We start from the raw sequence: 17,001 nt of genomic DNA on the forward strand, positions 1-17,001 counted from the left end.
CCGCCGCCGGGGTCGTGGAACCCCCGATTATCCCGGCCCGGCTTTATCCCTGGTGGGCGGGGGGCGCAGGGGGCACGGCAGCCGCGTGGGGCGTGCCCGTCAGGTAGTTGTTCTTTACCCGCACATAGTGCTCGGCCGAATACTTGAGGTAGGCAATCTCCGCATCGGTCAGCGCGCGCTGGCGCACCGCCGGGCGGCCGATGTAGAGGTAGCCGCTTTCCAGCACCTTGCCTGGCGACACCAGGCTGCCCGCGCCCAGCATCACGCGGTCTTCGATGATGGCGTCATCCATCACGATGGAGCCCATGCCGATCAGGCATTCATTGCCGATGCGGCAGCCGTGAAGGATCACCGAATGGCCAATGGTCACGTAGTCGCCAATCACCAGCGGCGAGCCTTCGGGCTTGGCCGCGTTGCGGTGCGAGACATGGCCCATCGTCAGGTCCTGCACATTGCTGCAGACACCCACGGTGATGCGGTTCACGTCGCCCCGCAGCACGGCGTTGCACCACACCGAGCTGTCGCGGCCCAGGGTGACGTCGCCGATGACCTGGGCGGAATCGTGGATGAAAACGCCGGTGTCGAGCGTGGGCTGGGTGTCGAGATAGGGGGCGATGGGCATGGGTGAGGGGCTCGGGAAGAAGAAACGAAGGGGTGGTGGCGAGCGTAGTTCAGGCACCTGGGATGTGGTCAGCGCGGCCTGGTTGTGCGGGCCGCGCGCTTGGCAGGGGCCGCTGCGGTGCGGGGGGGCTCCGCGGCGGGCTGCACTGCGTAGAAGCCCAGAAACATGTCCACCGCATCGCCCAGCACCTGCTGCTGCTCGGCGGCGGTGAGGGGCGCCCGCCCCATGGCCAGCTGGGGCCAGAAGGCGAACGACTTGACCATGCCGTGCAGCTGGTGGGCGGCGTACTGCGGGTCCACGCCCGCGCGCAGGGCGCCGTCCTGCTGGGCGGCGCGGATCCAGCGCGGCAGCCCCTCTTCCTTCTCGGACAGGCGCGCCACCATGGCCTGGGCACGCTCGGGCGTGTGCATCATCTCGGCGATGGCCACACGCGAGAGGTCGATGAAGCTGGTGTCGTTGAGCAGCTCCATCTTCTGCTCCAGCACGGCCAGCAGCTGCGCGCGCAACGGGCGCTGGGCGTCGTAGGCAATGTCGGCCTCGGCATGGCTGCGGTCCCACAGGCGCCACAGGATGGCCTCGAACAGCTCTTCCTTGCTGGGGAAATGGTTGTACACCGTGCGCTTGGAGACATCGGCCGCTGCGGCCACGCGGTCCATGCTGGTGCCGCTGAAACCATGTTCGCGGAACTCGGCAATGGCGGCCTGCACGATGGCGTCGCGCTTGCGGTCGGTCAGGCGGGTGGGGGGAACGGTGGGGGCCTCGGTCATAGGCAAAATTTTACACCGGGCAGTTTACTTTTTTAAAAAGTGAACTACACTGTGCAGTGTAATTTTCCGAAGGGCACTTCCATGCTCCGAATCCTCGTCCTCATCACTGTCCTGATCGCCATGGCCTACAGCATTCTTTCCTGCACCACCCTGCCGGCCAGCTCGTACGAGCAGTCGCCCCAGTACACCGAAGGCAAGTTCCGCAACGCGGCGCCGCGCCAGGCGCCGGGTCTGGGCAAGACCCTGGCCATCATGTGGCGCTTCATGACCGAAAAACCCGCCGACGCCGTGCCCGCAGAGCCGCCCCAGGTGCTGCCGCTCACGCAGGCGGACCTGCTCCAGGCCCCCGATCGGAGCCTGTGGCGCCTGGGCCACTCCACCCTGCTGCTCAAGCTGCAGGGCCAGTTCTGGCTGACCGACCCGGTGTTCTCCGAGCGCGCCTCGCCGTTCTCCTTCATGGGTCCCAAGCGTTTTCATGCGCCGCCGCTCAGCATCGACGAGCTGCCGCCCATCACCGGCGTGGTGCTCTCGCACGACCACTACGACCACCTGGACTACGACGCCATCCAGAAGCTCGCCCCCAAGGTGGCGCACTTCGTCACGCCGCTGGGTGTGGGCGACCGCCTCATCGGCTGGGGTGTGCCTGCTGCCAAGGTGCAGCAGTTCGACTGGTGGCAGGGCACCACCATCGCAGGCGTGAAGCTGGTGGCCACGCCCGCGCAGCATTTCTCGGGCCGCAGCCTGTCGGACGGCAACCGCACGCTGTGGGCGTCGTGGGTGATCCAGGCCGACGACACGCGCATCTTCTTCAGTGGCGACACCGGCTATTTCGACGGCTTCAGGGCCATTGGCGAACGCTATGGCCCGTTCGACCTGACCCTGATCGAAACCGGTGCCTACGACGCCCAGTGGCCCGACGTGCACATGCAGCCCGAGGAAAGCCTGCAGGCCCACCTGGACGTGAAGGGCCGCCACATGATGCCCATCCACAACGGCACCTTCGACCTGGCGCTGCACGCCTGGACGGACCCGTTCGACCGCATCACCGCCCTGGCTGCGAAAGCCGGCGTGCCGCTGGTGGCGCCGGTCATGGGCGAGCGGCTGGACATCCGCCAGCCTGCTTTGTCGCAGCAGTGGTGGAAGGGCCCCCAGCCGCAGGCGCGCCCTGCGGTGATGACCGAGGGCCAGGGCGTGGCTGCCCGTGTACCGGCGCAATCCTGAGGCACCAAGGCCTTTGCTTCAAAGGCCTTGTCTCAAAGCTGAGCCAGCCGCGCCACCATACGCGCAGCGCCCACAATCTCGGCCTCGCTGTAGCCCGCGTAGCCAAACAGCCAGCCGCGCCGCTGCGACTGCATCGCGTAGCGCGACAGCGGCGCCAGCATCACCCCGGCCGTGAGCGCTTTGCGGCTCAGGGTCTCGTCGTCGCTGCCTGGCGTGCTTTCCAGCAGCAGGTGCATGCCCCGGTCGCTGGGGGCAAGCCGCTGGGCGCCATCGCTGGCGTCGGCCAAAGCATGGATCAGGATGCGTTGACGCTCCTGGTACAGCTCGCGCATCTGGCGCAGGTGGCGCAGCAAATGGCCCTCGGCAATAAAACGTGCCAGCACCGCCTGCGTATCGCCCGGCGCGTGCCGGTCGGTGATCGCGCGGGCCATGGCAAAGGCCTCCACCAGCGCGGGCGGCACCACTACAAAACCCAGGCGCAGGCCGGGGTGCAGCGTCTTGCTGAAGGTGCCCACGTACAGCACGCGCTCCGAGCCCGGCAGGCTGCACAGCGCGGGCACACGCTGCGCTGCGTTGCCGTACTGGAATTCGCCGTCGTAGTCGTCCTCGACCACCCAGGCATCGTGGGTGCGTGCCCACTGCAGCAGCGCCTGGCGCCGCGCCAGGCCCATGCACACGCCCGTGGGGAACTGGTGCGTGGGCGTGACCACGGCCATGCGCGCGCCGGGCCATTGCGCGGCGCCTTCGGCGATGCACAGACCCTGCGCATCCAGCGCCACGGGCCGTGCCTGCACACCATGGGCCAGCAGGCTGGCGCGGATGCCGGGGTAGCCGGGGTCTTCCACCAGCACCTCGTCGCCCACGTCCAGCAGCAGCCGCGCAATCAGGTCGATGCCCTGCTGCGAGCCCGAGCACACCACCACCTGCGCCGCATCGCAGCGGATGCCGCGCGAGGCCCACAGCCACAGCGCAATGGCCTGGCGCAGGTCGGGGTCGCCCGCAGGGTCCAGGTACTGCGCGCGGGCACTGCGCTGGCCGGGGCTGGCCCGGCGCGCCAGGCGGTCCCACAGCGCGAAGGGGAAGGTCTCCACCTCGGGCGCGCCGATGCGAAATGCACGCGCCGCCACATGCGGTGGCCGCCAGCGCGCCGCCGTTTCGGCAATCAGCTGCCCGCGCCGCGACAGCCCCCGGGGCGGCGCCACCAGCCCCTGCGCGGGCGCCGTGCCTGCCGCCTGCGACACATAGGTGCCGTCACCCACGCGCGCTTCCACATAGCCTTCGGCCTGCAGGCGCTGCACGGCCCACAGCACCGTGTTGCGCGACACCCCCAGACTGCCCGCCTGCTCGCGCGAGGGCGGCAGGCGCATGCCCGCAGGCAGCCGGCCCTGCTCGATAGCGCTGCGCAGCTGCTCGTACACCTGCTGGCGCAGCTGGCCCTGCCGCCCGTTCGGGGTGGCTGTGGTGCCTGAATTGGCTCCGGCAACTGGCATGAATTGGCCCCTTGGTTGTGGCGATGAAGCCATAAACTGAAGAACCATTTTAGAAACCCCCGGACGAAAGACTCTCATGGCCGAGCACACCGCCACTATCACCTGGACCCGTGGCACCGACGATTTTCTGGACAAGCGCTACCACCGTGCCCACAGCTGGCAGTTCGATGGCGGGGCCACCGTGGCCGCGTCGTCGTCGCCCCATGTGGTGCCGTTGCCGTATTCCGATGCGGCGGCGGTGGACCCGGAAGAAGCCTATGTCGCCGCGCTGTCGAGTTGCCACATGCTGTGGTTTCTGGACTTCGCCTGCCGTGCGGGCTATCGGCTCAACCGCTACACCGACGCGGCCGTGGGCACCATGGCAAAGAACGCTGAGGGCCAGCTGGTCGTCACCCACGTGCAGTTGCGCCCCGTCACATGCTTTGACGCGGCCCACGCGCCCAGTGCTGCGCAGCTGGACGACCTGCACCACCGCGCGCACGCATCGTGTTTTCTGGCCAATTCGGTCAAGACACAGATCGACTGCGCGCCCGTGCTCGAAGTGGAAGGCGCCTGACCATGGCCAACCCCAACCGGCAATTCCAAGTCACCGACCCCACCACCCTGCACGCACTGGTGCATGCGCAACCCCTGGCCACGCTGGTGGTTGCGTTTGAGGGTGCTTTGCACGTCAACCACATCCCGCTGTACCTCGACCCCGCGCGCGGCCCCCACGGCACGCTGATCGGCCACGTGGCCCGTGCGAACGGCGTGTGGCCGCTGCTGCCGCAGACGGCGGTGGCGGTGTTCCACGGCCCGCAGGCCTATGTCTCGCCCTCGTGGTATCCGTCCAAGGCGCTCGACGGCAAGCAGGTGCCCACCTGGAACTACGCCACTGTGCATGCGCACGGCCGCCTGAGCGCGGTGGACGACCCGGTGCGCCTGCGCGCCATCCTGCACACCCTGAGCGAGCGCCACGAAGCCCACCGCCCCGAGCCTTGGCGCATCGACGATGCCCCGCCCGACTACATCGACAAGCTGCTGCGCGCCATCGTGGGCATCGAGCTGGCGGTGGAGCGCTGGGAGGGCATCTGGAAGGTGAGCCAGAACCGCACCGACACCGACCGCGCAGGCGTGGTGCAGGGCCTCATGGCCGAAGGCACACCCGCAGCCGAGGACATGGCGGCGCTGGTGCTGGGCGGACTGATGGCCTGAGCGGTGTAGAGATGATGCTATGAAATGTGTAGCTTTTTGCGCTTGATGGACGCGCGCAAACGGCCATTTTGTTCATATTTCTCCCACCGCGGCGACCCCGTTCACCCTTCCAGCATCTCCACCCGCAGCGCCGCCACGGGCCCGGCCACGGCCGGGTGTGCGGCCAGTGCGTGCACGGCCAGGTCCACGGTGCTTTGCGCCACTGCGTCCGTCAGCACCAGCACCTGCGGGCCCGCGCCCACAGGCGCAGTTTTCTCGCACGCCAGCTCCACACGCAGCACCGGCACCTGCTGCGCCGCCAGCCAGGCGCCCACGGCCTCGATCTGCTGGGCCTGGTGCACGGGCACACGCAGGTAGTGGCGCGTGTGCACGGCGGCGCGCGGCAGCACAGCCAGGCTGTCGTTGACCGCGTCGGCGTGGAACCCCAGGTGCGGCACACGCTGCGCAGCTTGTGTGCCCTGCAGCCGCGCCACATCCACGAGGTCGGCAATCACGGCCGAGGCGGTCTGCTCCGACCCCGCACCCGCGCCGTAGTACATCGTCACGCCCGAGGCATCGCCCTTGACCATCACGGCGTTCATCGACCCGTTCACATGCGCCAGCAAATGTGTGGCGGGCACCAGCGCGGGCTGCACGCGCAGCTCCACGCCGTCCACCTCGCCGTCCTTGCGCCGCCTGGCCACGCCCAACAGCTTGATGCGATAGCCCAGCTGCTCGGCGCAGGCCACGTCCAGGCCCTGCAGTGCGGTGATGCCTTCCACCTGCGCATCGGCAAAACGCACCGGCATGCCAAACGCATTGGCCGCCAGCAGCGTGATCTTGTGCGCGGCGTCGATGCCCTCGATGTCAAACGTCGGGTCGGCCTCGGCATAGCCCAGCGCCTGGGCCTGCGCCAATGCTTCGGCAAAGCCCACGCCCTCGTCGCGCATCTTGCTCAGGATGAAGTTGGTGGTGCCGTTGATGATGCCCGCCACCCACTCGATGCGGTTGGCCGTCAGGCCCTCGCGCAGCGCCTTGACGATGGGGATGCTCACCGCCACCGCGCCTTCGTACGCCACGGCCACGCCATGCTGGCGCGCGGCGGCAAAGATCTCGTTGCCATGTTCGGCCAGCAGCGCCTTGTTGGCAGTGACCACATGCTTGCCCGCGCGGATGGCGGCCAGCACCCAGTCGCGCGCGGTGCCGGTGCCGCCAGCGGCCTCGACCAGCACATCCACATCGGGGTGCGTGGCGACCTGCATCGGGTCATTGGTCAGGGCCACGTCCTTGCCCACCACGCTCATCGCGCGGGCCAGGCTGCGGGCGCAGACCACCACCATCTTGATGCCCCGACCCGCACGGCCTGCAATCAGCGCCTGGTTGCGCGCCAGCACACGGAAGGTGCCTGCGCCCACGGTGCCAATGCCAATCATGCCCACGCGCAGGGGGCGCATGGCCGTGGCGGACGACGGCAACGATGGGGCTTCAAGGGACTGGACGGGATCGCGGTACATGGACTTCTCCGGCTAACGAACAAACAAAAAAACCCAGCTGCCAGAGCTGGGTTTCGTGCATTCGTCTTGGGGGAGAAGAGAGCGATCACCAGGTGGCTGCCGAAACGGCCACCTGCGCGTGCTCAGGTGGCCGCGGCGGTAATGGTGGTAATCATTCGTGCACCCAGTGCCCGCTGCTCACCATTGGCCCGCGTGGATGCGGGCGGCATCATGCCCATGCCTTGGAAGGCAGCGGCGTGTGTGGTGGAGGGGATGGCGGTGTACGACATGAAGGGCGCAGTGTACCGGATGCGGGCTGGGGCCTGTCAACCCGCCATCACGCGTCTCCATCAGCCTGTGGCGTGATGGCCTCATGGGCATCGCCTGCAACCGTGCGCACCATGCGGATCGCATCGAACGGGCAGCGCATCGCACACAGCGCACACCCGGTGCAACCCGGCGCATCGTGCAGGGTGGAGCACTTGGGGCCCCAGGGCCCCGCGCCCAACAGCTGCAGCGACAGCACATGCGGCGGGCATACCGCAATGCACCAGCCGCAGCCGGTGCAGCGCTGGGGGTCGATGGTGGGCAGTGCCTTGGGGGCGGTGGTGGTCATGGAGTGCCGTGTGGTGGGCAGTGTGCCGCTGGAACCTGCGATCTACAAGGCGCGCGCTACAGTGCCCCCATGAACGCAGAACCCAACTCCACCATTACCCGCCATCTGTTGATCACCGGCCATGTGCAGGGTGTGGGCTACCGCTGGTCCATGGTGCAGGCCGCCGAGCGCCTGGGCGTGACGGGCTGGGTGCGCAACCGCCAGGATGGCCGTGTGGAGGCCTGCGCCTGGGGCCCGGAACCCGCCGTGCTGGCCCTCATCGACTGGGCGCACCAGGGGCCGGAGCATGCGCGTGTGGACCGCGTGGTGGTGGGCAATGTGCCCGACGGTGGCGAGGCGCCGCAGGGCTTCACACAGCGCGAGACGGTGTAGCGCCCAGCTGCCGCAGCAACTCTATTGCCCCGGCAGGCGCACGCTCCTTGGCGCCGTTGATGAAGTACACAAACACATCGCGCGGTCGCTCGCCGCTGGTCCAGGTGCGCACGCCCTGCGCCCATTGCGCAATCGCCTCGGGCGTGTAGCCCGTGGGCACGTCGGCCTGGCTGCGCATCAGCCGCAGGTAGGCAAAGTCGGCCTCTGCATCCGCAATGGCCGGAAATTGGTCGGAGTCGGTGCACACAGGCACGCAGCCATACCGGCGCGCCAGCGCCACAAACGCTGGCGTCGCAAAACTCGGGTGGCGCACGTCCAGCGCGTGGCGCAACCGCAGGCCGTCCAGTTGCTGCGGCAGCAGGGCCAGAAAGGCCTCGAAATCTTGCGGTTCAAACGCCTTGGTGGGCATGAACTGCCACACGATGGGCCCGAGCTTGTCCTTTAGTTCCGAGAGGCCGCTCTCGACAAACCGCGCGATCGAATCGCCCGCGTCTGCCAGCACGCGGCGGTGGGTCGCAAAGCGGTTGGCCTTGAGCGAGAACACGAAGCCCTCAGGCGTTTCATTGCGCCACTTGGCAAAGGTGGGCGGCTTGAAGGTGCTGTAGTAGGTGCCGTTGACCTCAATGGCAGTCAGCTGTCGGCTGGCGTACTGCAGCTCTTTGCTCTGGGCCAGGCCCGCAGGGTAGAAGTTGCCGCGCCAGGGCTCGAAGTTCCAGCCGCCGATGCCGACGCGGATGTGCCGATTGCTTGCGCTGATCTCGCTCTGGCGGGTGCTAGCAGAGGTGTCCACGGCGGTGTCCTTTGAGAGTCCACGGAGCGGCCACTGTAGCAGCGGCGCTGGTGCGCATGCCTATGCCGGGAGGGCCTCTGGCAGCTCCACCCGCGCCTCCAGCCCCTGCGCGCCGTCCGCCCGCGGCTCCAGCACCAGGCGGCCTCCCAGGGCCTTGGCCAGTTCGCTGGCAATGGCCAGGCCCAGTCCCGTGCCACCGGTGCCCCGGTTGCGCGAATCTTCCAGCCGCACATAGGGCTGCAGCACGGTGGCGAGGTCGGCCTGGGGGATGCCGGGCCCGCGATCAAGCACGCGTACCAGCCACTGGCCTGGCCTCTCCACCTCCAGCGTCAGCTCGGCAGCACCCGCAAACTTGAGCGCGTTGTCCAACAGGTTGCACAGCAGGCGGCGCAGGGCCTGGGGGCGGGTGTCGCAGGTCACATCCACCGCCTGCAGCACTTGCACCGGCAGGCCCGCGTCGGCGTAGTCGCGCGCGATGCTTTCCACCAGCGCGCGCAGGTTCACGCGCTGCGGGGGCTCGCGCACCGCCTGCGATGAGCGCGCGTAGGCAATGCCCTCTTCCACCAGCGACTGCATCTCGGCCAGGTCGGCGTGTAGCTTGTCGCGCAGCGTGGTGTCGTCCAGCAGGTCGGCGCGCAGGCGCAGCCGGGTGATGGGTGTTTGCAGGTCGTGCGAAACGGCGGCCAGGATCTGCATGCGCTCCTGAAGATGTGTCTGGATGCGCTGCTGCATATGGTTGAAGGCAACGGCGGCGCGTTGCACCTCGCGCGGACCGTCTTCAGCCAAGGGCACGGCGGGGCGGTCGGCCCCCAGCGCATCGGCCGCATCGGCCAGCGTGCGCAGGGGCCGCGTGGCTGCGCGCACGGCCCAGGCGCACAGGCCCACCAGCAGCGCCAGCTGCAGCGCCAGTGCGCCCAGCACCCAGGGCGAGATCTGCAGCCGGGGCTCGTCCATGTCCACGGCCAGGGGCGTGCCATCGGCCAGACGCAGCTGCAGCCGCAGCTCGGTGCCCGGCACGCGGGGGTCGATCACCTGCACGGCCCGGTCGGCAGGCAGTGTGGCTGCCACAGCGCTGGCGACCAGGCGTGCGAGTTGGGACGGGTCTGCGGGGGCGTCCAGCGGTTCGGCCAGCGCAAAGCGGTAGTTGCGGCGCGCCAGCCGGTCCACCCACTGCGCGCGCTCGGAGGCGGGCAGGCGCTCCAGCATGGCAACCGAGCTGGCCACGTCGCTGGCGAAATACGACACCATGGCCCGCCGCATGGTCATGCTGCGTTCGGTGAACGCGAGCAAAAACGTCAGCGCATGTGCCAGCGCCAGGCCCAGTGCCATCACCAGCAGGATGCGCCCGAACAGCGAGCCCGGCCACCAGCTCAGCGTCATGGCGCGGCTCCTGCTGGTGTCGCCGCAGCTTGCACATCGGCGCAGAACACATAGCCCTCGTTGCGCACCGTCTTGATGTAGCGCGAGCCGCGTGCACCATCCCCCAGTCGTTGGCGCACGCGGCTCACCAGCAGGTCGATGGAGCGGTCGAACACGTCGGCATCGCGCCCCTGCGTGAGCTGCAGCAGCTGGTCGCGCGTGAGGATGCGCTGCGGGTGGTCCAGCAGCACGCGCAGCAGCCGGTACTCGGCGCCCGACAGCGCCACCACCGCGCCCGTCGCATCGAGCAGATGGCGTGCCGTGGTGTCCAGCCGCCAGTCGCCAAACGCAAGGTGGCGCGCGGGTTCGGCCACGGCCAGGTTGGGCGGCAGCATGCGCGTGCGCCGCAGCACGGCGTGGATGCGTGCCAGCAGCTCGCGCGCGGCAAAGGGTTTGGCCAGGTAGTCGTCTGCACCCAGCTCCAGGCCCAGGATGCGGTCAGCCTCGTCGCTGCGCGCGGTGAGCATGATGATGGGCAGCGGCGGCGCGCCGGGACTGCGCAGCTCACGGCACAGGGTGATGCCGTCGGTACCCGGCAGCATCAGGTCCAGCACCAGCAGGTCGATGCGCTGCGTGACCAGCACCTCACGCATCTGCCGCCCGTCGGCGGCCACGCTCACCTGCAGGCCCTGGCGCTGCAGGTATTCGGCAGCCAGTTCGCGGATGCCGGCGTCGTCATCGACGATCAGGATGTGGTCGGGCGGGGGCGTCGTCATGGCGGCCATTGTCCGGGCTTTGGCCTGCACGCGGTGGGGCGACTTCGGGCCCGTATGTATCTGAACTTGTCTGCCCCGTGCATCGACAAGCACGCATACCAAACGGCCCTGGCCAGACAAATCGCCGATACCTGCGCTGGCTTCAATGGCGTCTTCCTGAACTTCACGAGGACCCTGCCATGAAATTCCCCATCGCCGTGGCCGCTTTGTTGGCACTGGGCCTGGCGCATGCAGCCAGCGCTCAAGAGGCAGCCAAGGCGCAGCCCGCCGCTGCCGCCCAACCTGCATCCCCACCCAAGGCCCCGCTGGGCCTCTGGATCACCGAAAGCGGCAACCTGGAGGTGAACATCGCCCCCTGCAACCCGGGCGGGGGCAACACCTTGTGCGGCAAGGTGGTGCGTGTGCTGGCCAACCGCTCCATGAGCGCGCCGGGCACCGACATGGCCGCTGTTGACGTGCGGCCCGCGCTGGGCATGATTTTGTTGTCTGGCCTGCGCCCGGCGGAGGGCGGGAACAGCGAGTACCAGGGCGAGATCTACAACCGCGAAAACGCCAAGACCTACCGCGCCCACCTCACCCCGGCTGAGCCCGAGCAACTGCTGGTGCGTGCCTACGTGGGCATCCCGTTGTTTGGCAAGACGCAGGTGTGGCGCCGCCCAGCGGCCGAGCACGGGAGCGCGCAATGACGATGGCCACCACCTCGCCATGGCTGGCGGTGGCCGCCGGCATGCTCACGGTGGGCGCGCCCTGCGTGTTGCCCATGCTGCCCGTGGTGCTGGGGGCCTCGGTGAGCGGTACCGACTCAGCACAGCGCACACGCCCGCTGTTCATCGCCCTGGGCTTTGCACTGTCGTTCGCGGCCGTGGCACTGCTGTTCAGCAGCTTCACGCAGGTGCTGGGTGTGTCGCAAGAAGGCCTGCGCCGCTTTGCCGCCGTGATGCTGCTGGTGTTTGGCGTGCTCACGGTGTGGCCCCGGCCGTTCCAGTGGCTCAGCTCGCACGCGGGCGGCGTGCTCAGCCGAGTGGCCAGCCTGGGCATGGGCAGCGGGGGCGGCAACTGGGGCGGGCTGCTGCTGGGCCTGAGCCTGGGTGCGGTCTGGACGCCCTGCGCCGGGCCCGTGCTCGCCTCCATCCTCACCCTCATCGCCACCGAGCCTGCGGGCGTGGGCACTGCCGTGCTGCTGCTCGCGTATTCCACCGGCGCCGCGCTGCCCATGCTGGCCATTGCCTACGGCGGCCAGGCTGCAGCCAACCATGTGCGCCGCATTGCACGCCACGCACACCGCGTGCAGCAGGTGTTTGGCGTGGTGGTCATTGCCGTCGCGCTGGCCATGTTGTGGGAGGTGGATGGGCAGATCACCGCCTGGCTCACGCAGTTCTATCCCTCGGGCTGGGGCGGCCTGTAAAGGGCGACACCCCACCCGATTGCAAGGAGCTTTCACCATGACATTGCACCCCTCTTCATCGCACTTTTCCGAGCGCCGCGCTTTCCTGGCGTCGATGGCCGCTGCACTGGCTGCCCCTGGCTTGGCGTATGCAGCGGGCCCCGCCAGTCCCGCCGCAGCGTTGCCCGACCTGGGCGCTGCGCCCGAGTTCACCGGCATCGAGCGCTGGCTCAACTCCGAACCGCTGAGCCTGGCGCAGTTGCGCGGCCGCGTGGTGCTGGTGGACTTCTGGACCTATGCCTGCATCAACTGCATCCGCACCCTGCCCCATGTGAACCGCTGGGCCGAGCGGTACACGCCCCAGGGCCTGACGGTGGTGGGCGTGCACACGCCCGAGTTTCCGTTCGAGCGCTCAGCCAGCAATGTCGAGGCGGCCATGCGCCGCTATGGCGTGAAGCACCCCGTGGCGCAGGACAACCGCTATGGCACCTGGAAGGCCTACAGCAACCAGTACTGGCCCGCCACCTACCTCATCGATGCGCAGGGCCGCATTCGCTACAAGCACTTTGGCGAAGGCGAGTACGAGCGCACCGAGGGCGTGATTCGCACGCTGCTGGCCGCGCGGGGCTGATCTGCCCGACCGATTCCATTTCTTTTTCCTGTTCCTCCCTCATTCCACATTCATTGACCGAGGTCTTTTCACCATGCGCCACTTTCATCACCACCTGACCCACTCGTTCACCGCCATCGGCCTGGCCTGCACCCTGCTGGGCGTAGCACCCGCCAGCCAGGCCCAGGCCCCGCAGCTGCCGCCGCCGGACGCGACCAACCCCGTGACCCTGCAGCTGATGCAGGGCTTCCCCCCGCCGCCCGACAAGATCGTGCGGCTGGCCAACATCCTCAAATATCCCAATGTGCGCTGGGCCGCGCAGCACCTGCGCGAACTGGGGCCCACGGCCACCATCTGGCGCGGTGCGGCTGCGCCCAGCGCACTGCCCGCCGCGCCGCGTGCCTTGCTCGACACCCTGGCGTTTGCCGACGACAAGGGCGCGCCCACCACGCTGGCCGATTGGCAGAAGGCCACCTACACCGACGGCCTGCTGGTGCTGCACCGGGGCCGTGTGGTGTACGAGCGCCATCACATCGGCATGCAGCCGCAGCAGCCCCACGTGCTGTGGTCCATGAGCAAGTCGCTGGTAGGTCTGCTGGTGACCGAGCTGATCCATGAAGGCGCGATTGATGCCAACGCGCTCATCCCCCGCTACCTGCCCGAGCTGGCCACCAGCGCCTGGGCCGATGCCACTGTGCAGCAGACGCTGGACATGACCACCGGCGTGAAATACGCCGAGAACTTTGCCGACCCCACCTCGGGCGTGTTCCAGTACCTGGCCGCTGCAGGCCTGCAGCCTGCGCCCCCGGGCATCACCGTGGCCAAGAGCATGACCGAGCACCTGCCCACCGTGCAGAAGGACGGTGAGCATGGCACCGCATTTGCCTACAAATCGGTGGACACGGAGGTGCTGGGCTGGCTGCTGCAGCGCGTGACCGGCAAGAGCTACGCCACCCTGCTGTCCGAGCGCATCTGGTCCAAGCTGGGCGCGCAGGAAGACGCCTATGTGTTTGCCGATGCCAACGGCGGCCAGGCCACCAGCGTGGGCGTGAACGCCACCCTGCGCGACCTGGGCCGCTTGGGTGAAATGCTGCGATCCAACGGTCGCTTCAACGGCCAGCAGATCGTCTCGCCCGCCACCATTGCCGAGCTGCGCAAGGGCGCCGACCCCGCCAAGTTCAGCAAGGCCCCCGGCACCGCCATGCGTGCGGGCTACTCGTACCACAACCAGTGGTGGCTGCCCCACGATGCTGACGGCAGCTTCGAGGCCAAGGGCCTGATGGGCCAGCACATCCACATCAACCCAGCGGCCGAGCTGGTGGTGGTGAAGCTCTCGACCCACCCCGTGCCCAACACCGCCTTCACCCACGCGCTGGATCGGCAGGCCTTTGCCGCACTGGCCAAGGCTGTGCGCTGAGCGTTGCGCACAACCCTGGGCTGGGCCATTGCGGCCCTTGTGGCCGACCCAATGTCCAGCCCCCACTTCACCCCATGAGGACCTTTGCACCATGTCCCCCCAACCCTGGCTGGCCAGCTACGGCACCATCCCCGCCCACATCGACCCCGACAGCCACCCCAGCGTCGTGCACCTGCTGTGTGCCGCCATGCAGCGCTACGCGCACCGGCCTGCATTCACCTGCATGGGGCAGACGCTGACCTATGCGCATGTGGACCAGCAATCACGTGCCTTTGCGGCCTACCTGCAGAATGTGCTGCGCGTGCGCAAGGGCGATCGCATTGCCGTGATGTGCCCCAACCTGATGGCCTTCCCCATCGCGATGCTGGGCATTGCGCGCGCGGGCTGCGTGCAGGTCAACGTGAATCCGCTCTACACCCCGCGCGAGCTGGAGCACCAACTGCTGGACGCAGGGGCTCGGGTGATGGTGATCTATGCCGGGTCTACCGCCACCCTGGCCGCCATCCAGGACCGGGTGGAACTGCACAGCATCATCACCGTGGCGCCCGGCGACGGCACCGCAGCCGACCTACCCGGGCCCCCGGTGGATGCCCACCTGCACACCACCACCTCATTTGCGCGCGCACTGGCCGAGGGCGCCACCCTGCCCTTTGCGCCGCCCGTGCTGGAAGGGGGCGACCTGCTGTTCCTGCAGTACACCGGGGGCACCACCGGCCTGTCCAAGGGCGCCATGCTCACGCACCGCAACCTGGTGGCCAACGTGGAGCAGTTCAAGGCCTTCGTGCCCGATGCCCTGCGCCCCGCGCAAGAGGTCATCGTCACGGCTATTCCGCTGTATCACATCTTTGCGCTGATGGTGAACATGATCAGCTACTTTGCGGTGGGTGCGCGCAACTGGCTGGTGCCCAACCCACGCGACCTGGACGCGCTGATCCATGTGCTGAACGCCGCGCGCCCCAGCGTGTTCATGGGCGTCAACACGCTGTACGCCGGGCTGGCGGCGCACCCCGGCACGCAGGGCGTGGATTTTTCCAACCTGCGGCTGGCGGGCGGCGGTGGTGCCGCCATCCTGCCCTCGGTCTCGGCCCGCTGGCAGGCCATCACCGGCCAGTTCATCCGCGAAGGCTACGGCCTGAGCGAGACCAGCCCCGTGGTGGCCTTCAACCCCGCATGGGTCACCGCCTTCAGCGGCAGCACCGGCCTGCCCCTGCCCTCGACGGATGTGCGGCTGCTGGACGACCAGGGCCACCCGGCGCCCCTGGGTCAGCCCGGCGAGGTCTGCGTGAAAGGCCCCCAGGTCATGGGCGGCTACTGGCAGCAGCCCGAGGCCAACGCCGCCGCCTTCACACCCGACGGCTACTTCCGCACCGGCGACATCGGCCAGCTGGACGAGCGCGGCTTCCTCAAGATCGTGGATCGCAAGAAGGACATGGTCATCGTCTCGGGCTTCAACGTCTTTCCCAACGAAGTCGAAGCCGTGGCCACCGCCTGCCCCGGCGTACTGGAATGCGCCTGCATCGGCGTGCCGGACGAGAAAACGGGCGAGGCACTGCGGCTGTATGTGGTGCGCGCGGCGGGCACTGTGCCACCGGTGGATGCAGACCACATTGCCGCCCACTGCCGTGCATCGCTCACTGCCTACAAGGTGCCCCGGCAGATCGTGTTTGTGGAGGCCCTGCCCAAGTCCAGCGTCGGCAAAATCCTGCGCCGTGAGCTGCGCGACATGGCGTGAGCGTGCGGGGCGCAGTTTCAGACGGCGGTGGACTCGCGCAGATTAGAGATGCGAGCCACCTCAGCGCTTGTCTGTCATCAGCCCCGCCGCTGCAGATCCCGCGCCCCATAGGCGCAGTAACCCGGCTTGGGGCTCTTCTTCTGCGGGTGCAGGCGGCAGGTCTCGGGCCGCTTGTCATACACCGTGCACAGCCGCGTCTTGGGGTCGAGAAAGTTGCAGTCCCCACTCGCCCGCCGCGCCATCGTGAAGATCGCGTTCTTGTGGTTGAAGTGGTCAATCAGCCGTGCCTTCTGCAGCCGCTTGGCAATGTGGCGGATTTCCTCATGCTCCGCCTCGAACGGGTCCACCAGTTCAAGCCGCACCAAGTCCGACAGCTGCACCTCCAGCGGCATCGTGCAGCAGTTGGCCGCACAGGTGTCGCACAGGCCTGCACGGTAGCGGGTCCAGGTGTCCAGGCGGTCTACGTCAACGATGGCGATGGGGGAGCGCATGGGGTGGGATTGTTAAAGCATGCAATGGTGGTGCTTAGTGGAACGCCAGCTTCATCCAAGTTCCTCTGGCATGTCAAAAGAAAACGCTCCCTTGGGAGCGTTTTCTTGCGGTGCCACGGAGCAATCTGTAGCTAGACCCATAAGGTGAGACTCTCAAGCTATAAGAATCAACCGCTTCCGGAGGCCTCTGATGCATCGGATGAGACGATGGTAAGCGTAATCTGAGATTCTGCCGCACGCTCCTCAAGTGCCCTACCCAATCTCACATCCCTCATGGCGCGCCACCCATGTCCGCAGTGACGGCTTTGGACTGCAAGGGGCGGCTGTCACGGGGCAGAACTACCCATCGGTTAGCTGCGTGCTCAAGCACCCCGCTGTCCAGCGCGCCAGGTTTGCAGTCGCAACATAGCTGCTAGGCGACAAAAGAGGCCACAACCTAGCTGCTGGGCGACAAAAGAGGCTCGGGAGCAGTCCAAATTAGCTGCTGGGCGACAATTTTTCGTAGCGAGACCTGTTAGCGCCAGTGCAATCGTGATCAGCAGTGCCAGTCGAACATTGACCAGGGGCTGAAGCTGGTTCCATTAGAAGCCAGCTGTGGATAACTATAGGTTGGATGGTTCGGTAGCACCTCCTTTTTTTGAACTGGTAGTTGGTATTCCCGAGCCGTCAGGCGAGGCCCCCTCCTGCG

General features: G+C 67.7%; 19 protein-coding genes. 9 read left to right on the forward strand and 10 right to left on the reverse strand.

What is annotated here, in order from left to right; translation table 11 throughout:
- Nucleotides 1–43: 43 nt before the first annotated feature.
- The gene (locus AvAM_RS12915; protein WP_137747434.1) at nucleotides 44–622 is read right to left on the reverse strand and encodes a gamma carbonic anhydrase family protein; all 579 of its coding nucleotides are present in this window, start codon (nucleotides 620–622) and stop codon (nucleotides 44–46) included.
- 68 nt (nucleotides 623–690) lie between these two features.
- Nucleotides 691–1,389, reverse strand: a complete 699-nt coding sequence (locus tag AvAM_RS12920) for a TetR/AcrR family transcriptional regulator (protein WP_137747435.1) — start codon at nucleotides 1,387–1,389, stop codon at nucleotides 691–693.
- A 120-nt stretch (nucleotides 1,390–1,509) separates the two neighbouring features.
- On the opposite strand from AvAM_RS12920, the gene AvAM_RS12925 reads away from it, so the two are divergent.
- Nucleotides 1,510–2,610: an MBL fold metallo-hydrolase gene (locus AvAM_RS12925; protein ID WP_137747467.1), complete on the forward strand. Its 1,101-nt coding sequence runs from the start codon at nucleotides 1,510–1,512 to the stop codon at nucleotides 2,608–2,610.
- Nucleotides 2,611–2,642: 32 nt separating this feature from the next.
- On the opposite strand, the gene AvAM_RS12930 is transcribed toward AvAM_RS12925, so the two are convergent.
- Entirely contained in the window at nucleotides 2,643–4,100 is a 1,458-nt protein-coding gene (locus AvAM_RS12930) for a PLP-dependent aminotransferase family protein (protein WP_137747436.1), read from the reverse strand.
- Nucleotides 4,101–4,176: 76 nt separating this feature from the next.
- Here AvAM_RS12930 and AvAM_RS12935 point away from each other — a divergent pair, with 76 nt between their 5' ends.
- Together AvAM_RS12935 and AvAM_RS12940 are read left to right on the forward strand one after the other, a co-directional pair.
- The gene (locus AvAM_RS12935; RefSeq protein WP_137747437.1) at nucleotides 4,177–4,656 is read left to right on the forward strand and encodes an OsmC family protein; all 480 of its coding nucleotides are present in this window, start codon (nucleotides 4,177–4,179) and stop codon (nucleotides 4,654–4,656) included.
- 2 nt (nucleotides 4,657–4,658) lie between these two features.
- Nucleotides 4,659–5,294, forward strand: coding sequence for an FMN-binding negative transcriptional regulator (locus AvAM_RS12940; RefSeq protein WP_137747438.1), 636 nt, complete (start codon nucleotides 4,659–4,661; stop codon nucleotides 5,292–5,294).
- Nucleotides 5,295–5,395: 101 nt separating this feature from the next.
- Here AvAM_RS12940 and AvAM_RS12945 read toward each other — a convergent pair whose 3' ends face one another.
- The 3 genes from AvAM_RS12945 to AvAM_RS12950 all read right to left on the reverse strand — a co-directional run bounded on the left by AvAM_RS12945 (nucleotide 5,396) and on the right by AvAM_RS12950 (nucleotide 7,382).
- A complete protein-coding gene (locus AvAM_RS12945; protein ID WP_137747439.1) occupies nucleotides 5,396–6,787 on the reverse strand; it encodes a homoserine dehydrogenase in 1,392 nt (463 codons plus the stop codon).
- Between the two features lie 122 nt (nucleotides 6,788–6,909).
- On the reverse strand, nucleotides 6,910–7,056 hold the full coding sequence (locus AvAM_RS25660; RefSeq protein WP_171012212.1) for a hypothetical protein: 147 nt from the start codon (nucleotides 7,054–7,056) through the stop codon (nucleotides 6,910–6,912).
- A 47-nt stretch (nucleotides 7,057–7,103) separates the two neighbouring features.
- Nucleotides 7,104–7,382, reverse strand: a complete 279-nt coding sequence (locus AvAM_RS12950; protein ID WP_137747440.1) for an ATP-binding protein — start codon at nucleotides 7,380–7,382, stop codon at nucleotides 7,104–7,106.
- A gap of 69 nt (nucleotides 7,383–7,451) precedes the next feature.
- Here AvAM_RS12950 and AvAM_RS12955 point away from each other — a divergent pair, with 69 nt between their 5' ends.
- Nucleotides 7,452–7,754, forward strand: coding sequence for an acylphosphatase (locus AvAM_RS12955; RefSeq protein WP_137747441.1), 303 nt, complete (start codon nucleotides 7,452–7,454; stop codon nucleotides 7,752–7,754).
- On the opposite strand, the gene AvAM_RS12960 is transcribed toward AvAM_RS12955, so the two are convergent.
- The 3 genes from AvAM_RS12960 to AvAM_RS12970 are packed head-to-tail and all read right to left on the reverse strand — an operon-like array spanning nucleotide 7,732 to nucleotide 10,679.
- Nucleotides 7,732–8,544 (reverse strand): DUF72 domain-containing protein, encoded by an 813-nt coding sequence (locus tag AvAM_RS12960; RefSeq protein WP_249368104.1) that lies wholly within the window; start codon nucleotides 8,542–8,544, stop codon nucleotides 7,732–7,734. The two genes, AvAM_RS12955 and AvAM_RS12960, sit on opposite strands and share 23 nt — an antisense overlap.
- A 60-nt stretch (nucleotides 8,545–8,604) precedes the next feature.
- Nucleotides 8,605–9,924, reverse strand: a complete 1,320-nt coding sequence (locus AvAM_RS12965) for an ATP-binding protein (protein ID WP_137747442.1) — start codon at nucleotides 9,922–9,924, stop codon at nucleotides 8,605–8,607.
- Entirely contained in the window at nucleotides 9,921–10,679 is a 759-nt protein-coding gene (locus AvAM_RS12970) for a response regulator (RefSeq protein ID WP_137747443.1), read from the reverse strand. The genes AvAM_RS12965 and AvAM_RS12970 overlap by 4 nt, the downstream gene beginning before the upstream one ends.
- A gap of 179 nt (nucleotides 10,680–10,858) precedes the next feature.
- Here AvAM_RS12970 and AvAM_RS12975 point away from each other — a divergent pair, with 179 nt between their 5' ends.
- The 5 genes from AvAM_RS12975 to AvAM_RS12995 all read left to right on the forward strand — a co-directional run bounded on the left by AvAM_RS12975 (nucleotide 10,859) and on the right by AvAM_RS12995 (nucleotide 15,822).
- The gene (locus AvAM_RS12975; RefSeq protein ID WP_137747444.1) at nucleotides 10,859–11,365 is read left to right on the forward strand and encodes a DUF2147 domain-containing protein; all 507 of its coding nucleotides are present in this window, start codon (nucleotides 10,859–10,861) and stop codon (nucleotides 11,363–11,365) included.
- Entirely contained in the window at nucleotides 11,362–12,084 is a 723-nt protein-coding gene (locus AvAM_RS12980; protein WP_137747445.1) for a cytochrome c biogenesis CcdA family protein, read from the forward strand. The genes AvAM_RS12975 and AvAM_RS12980 overlap by 4 nt, the downstream gene beginning before the upstream one ends.
- Before the next feature lie 37 nt (nucleotides 12,085–12,121).
- Entirely contained in the window at nucleotides 12,122–12,694 is a 573-nt protein-coding gene (locus AvAM_RS12985) for a thioredoxin family protein (protein ID WP_137747446.1), read from the forward strand.
- 73 nt (nucleotides 12,695–12,767) lie between these two features.
- Nucleotides 12,768–14,090, forward strand: a complete 1,323-nt coding sequence (locus AvAM_RS12990) for a serine hydrolase (RefSeq protein WP_137747447.1) — start codon at nucleotides 12,768–12,770, stop codon at nucleotides 14,088–14,090.
- 91 nt (nucleotides 14,091–14,181) lie between these two features.
- The gene (locus AvAM_RS12995; protein WP_137747448.1) at nucleotides 14,182–15,822 is read left to right on the forward strand and encodes an AMP-binding protein; all 1,641 of its coding nucleotides are present in this window, start codon (nucleotides 14,182–14,184) and stop codon (nucleotides 15,820–15,822) included.
- 77 nt (nucleotides 15,823–15,899) lie between these two features.
- Here AvAM_RS12995 and AvAM_RS13000 read toward each other — a convergent pair whose 3' ends face one another.
- Nucleotides 15,900–16,313 (reverse strand): YkgJ family cysteine cluster protein, encoded by a 414-nt coding sequence (locus tag AvAM_RS13000; RefSeq protein WP_015011832.1) that lies wholly within the window; start codon nucleotides 16,311–16,313, stop codon nucleotides 15,900–15,902.
- Nucleotides 16,314–17,001 lie beyond the last annotated feature (688 nt).

It is taken from the genome of Acidovorax sp. NB1 (assembly GCF_005405905.1).
Classification (GTDB): Bacteria; Pseudomonadota; Gammaproteobacteria; order Burkholderiales; family Burkholderiaceae_C; genus Acidovorax.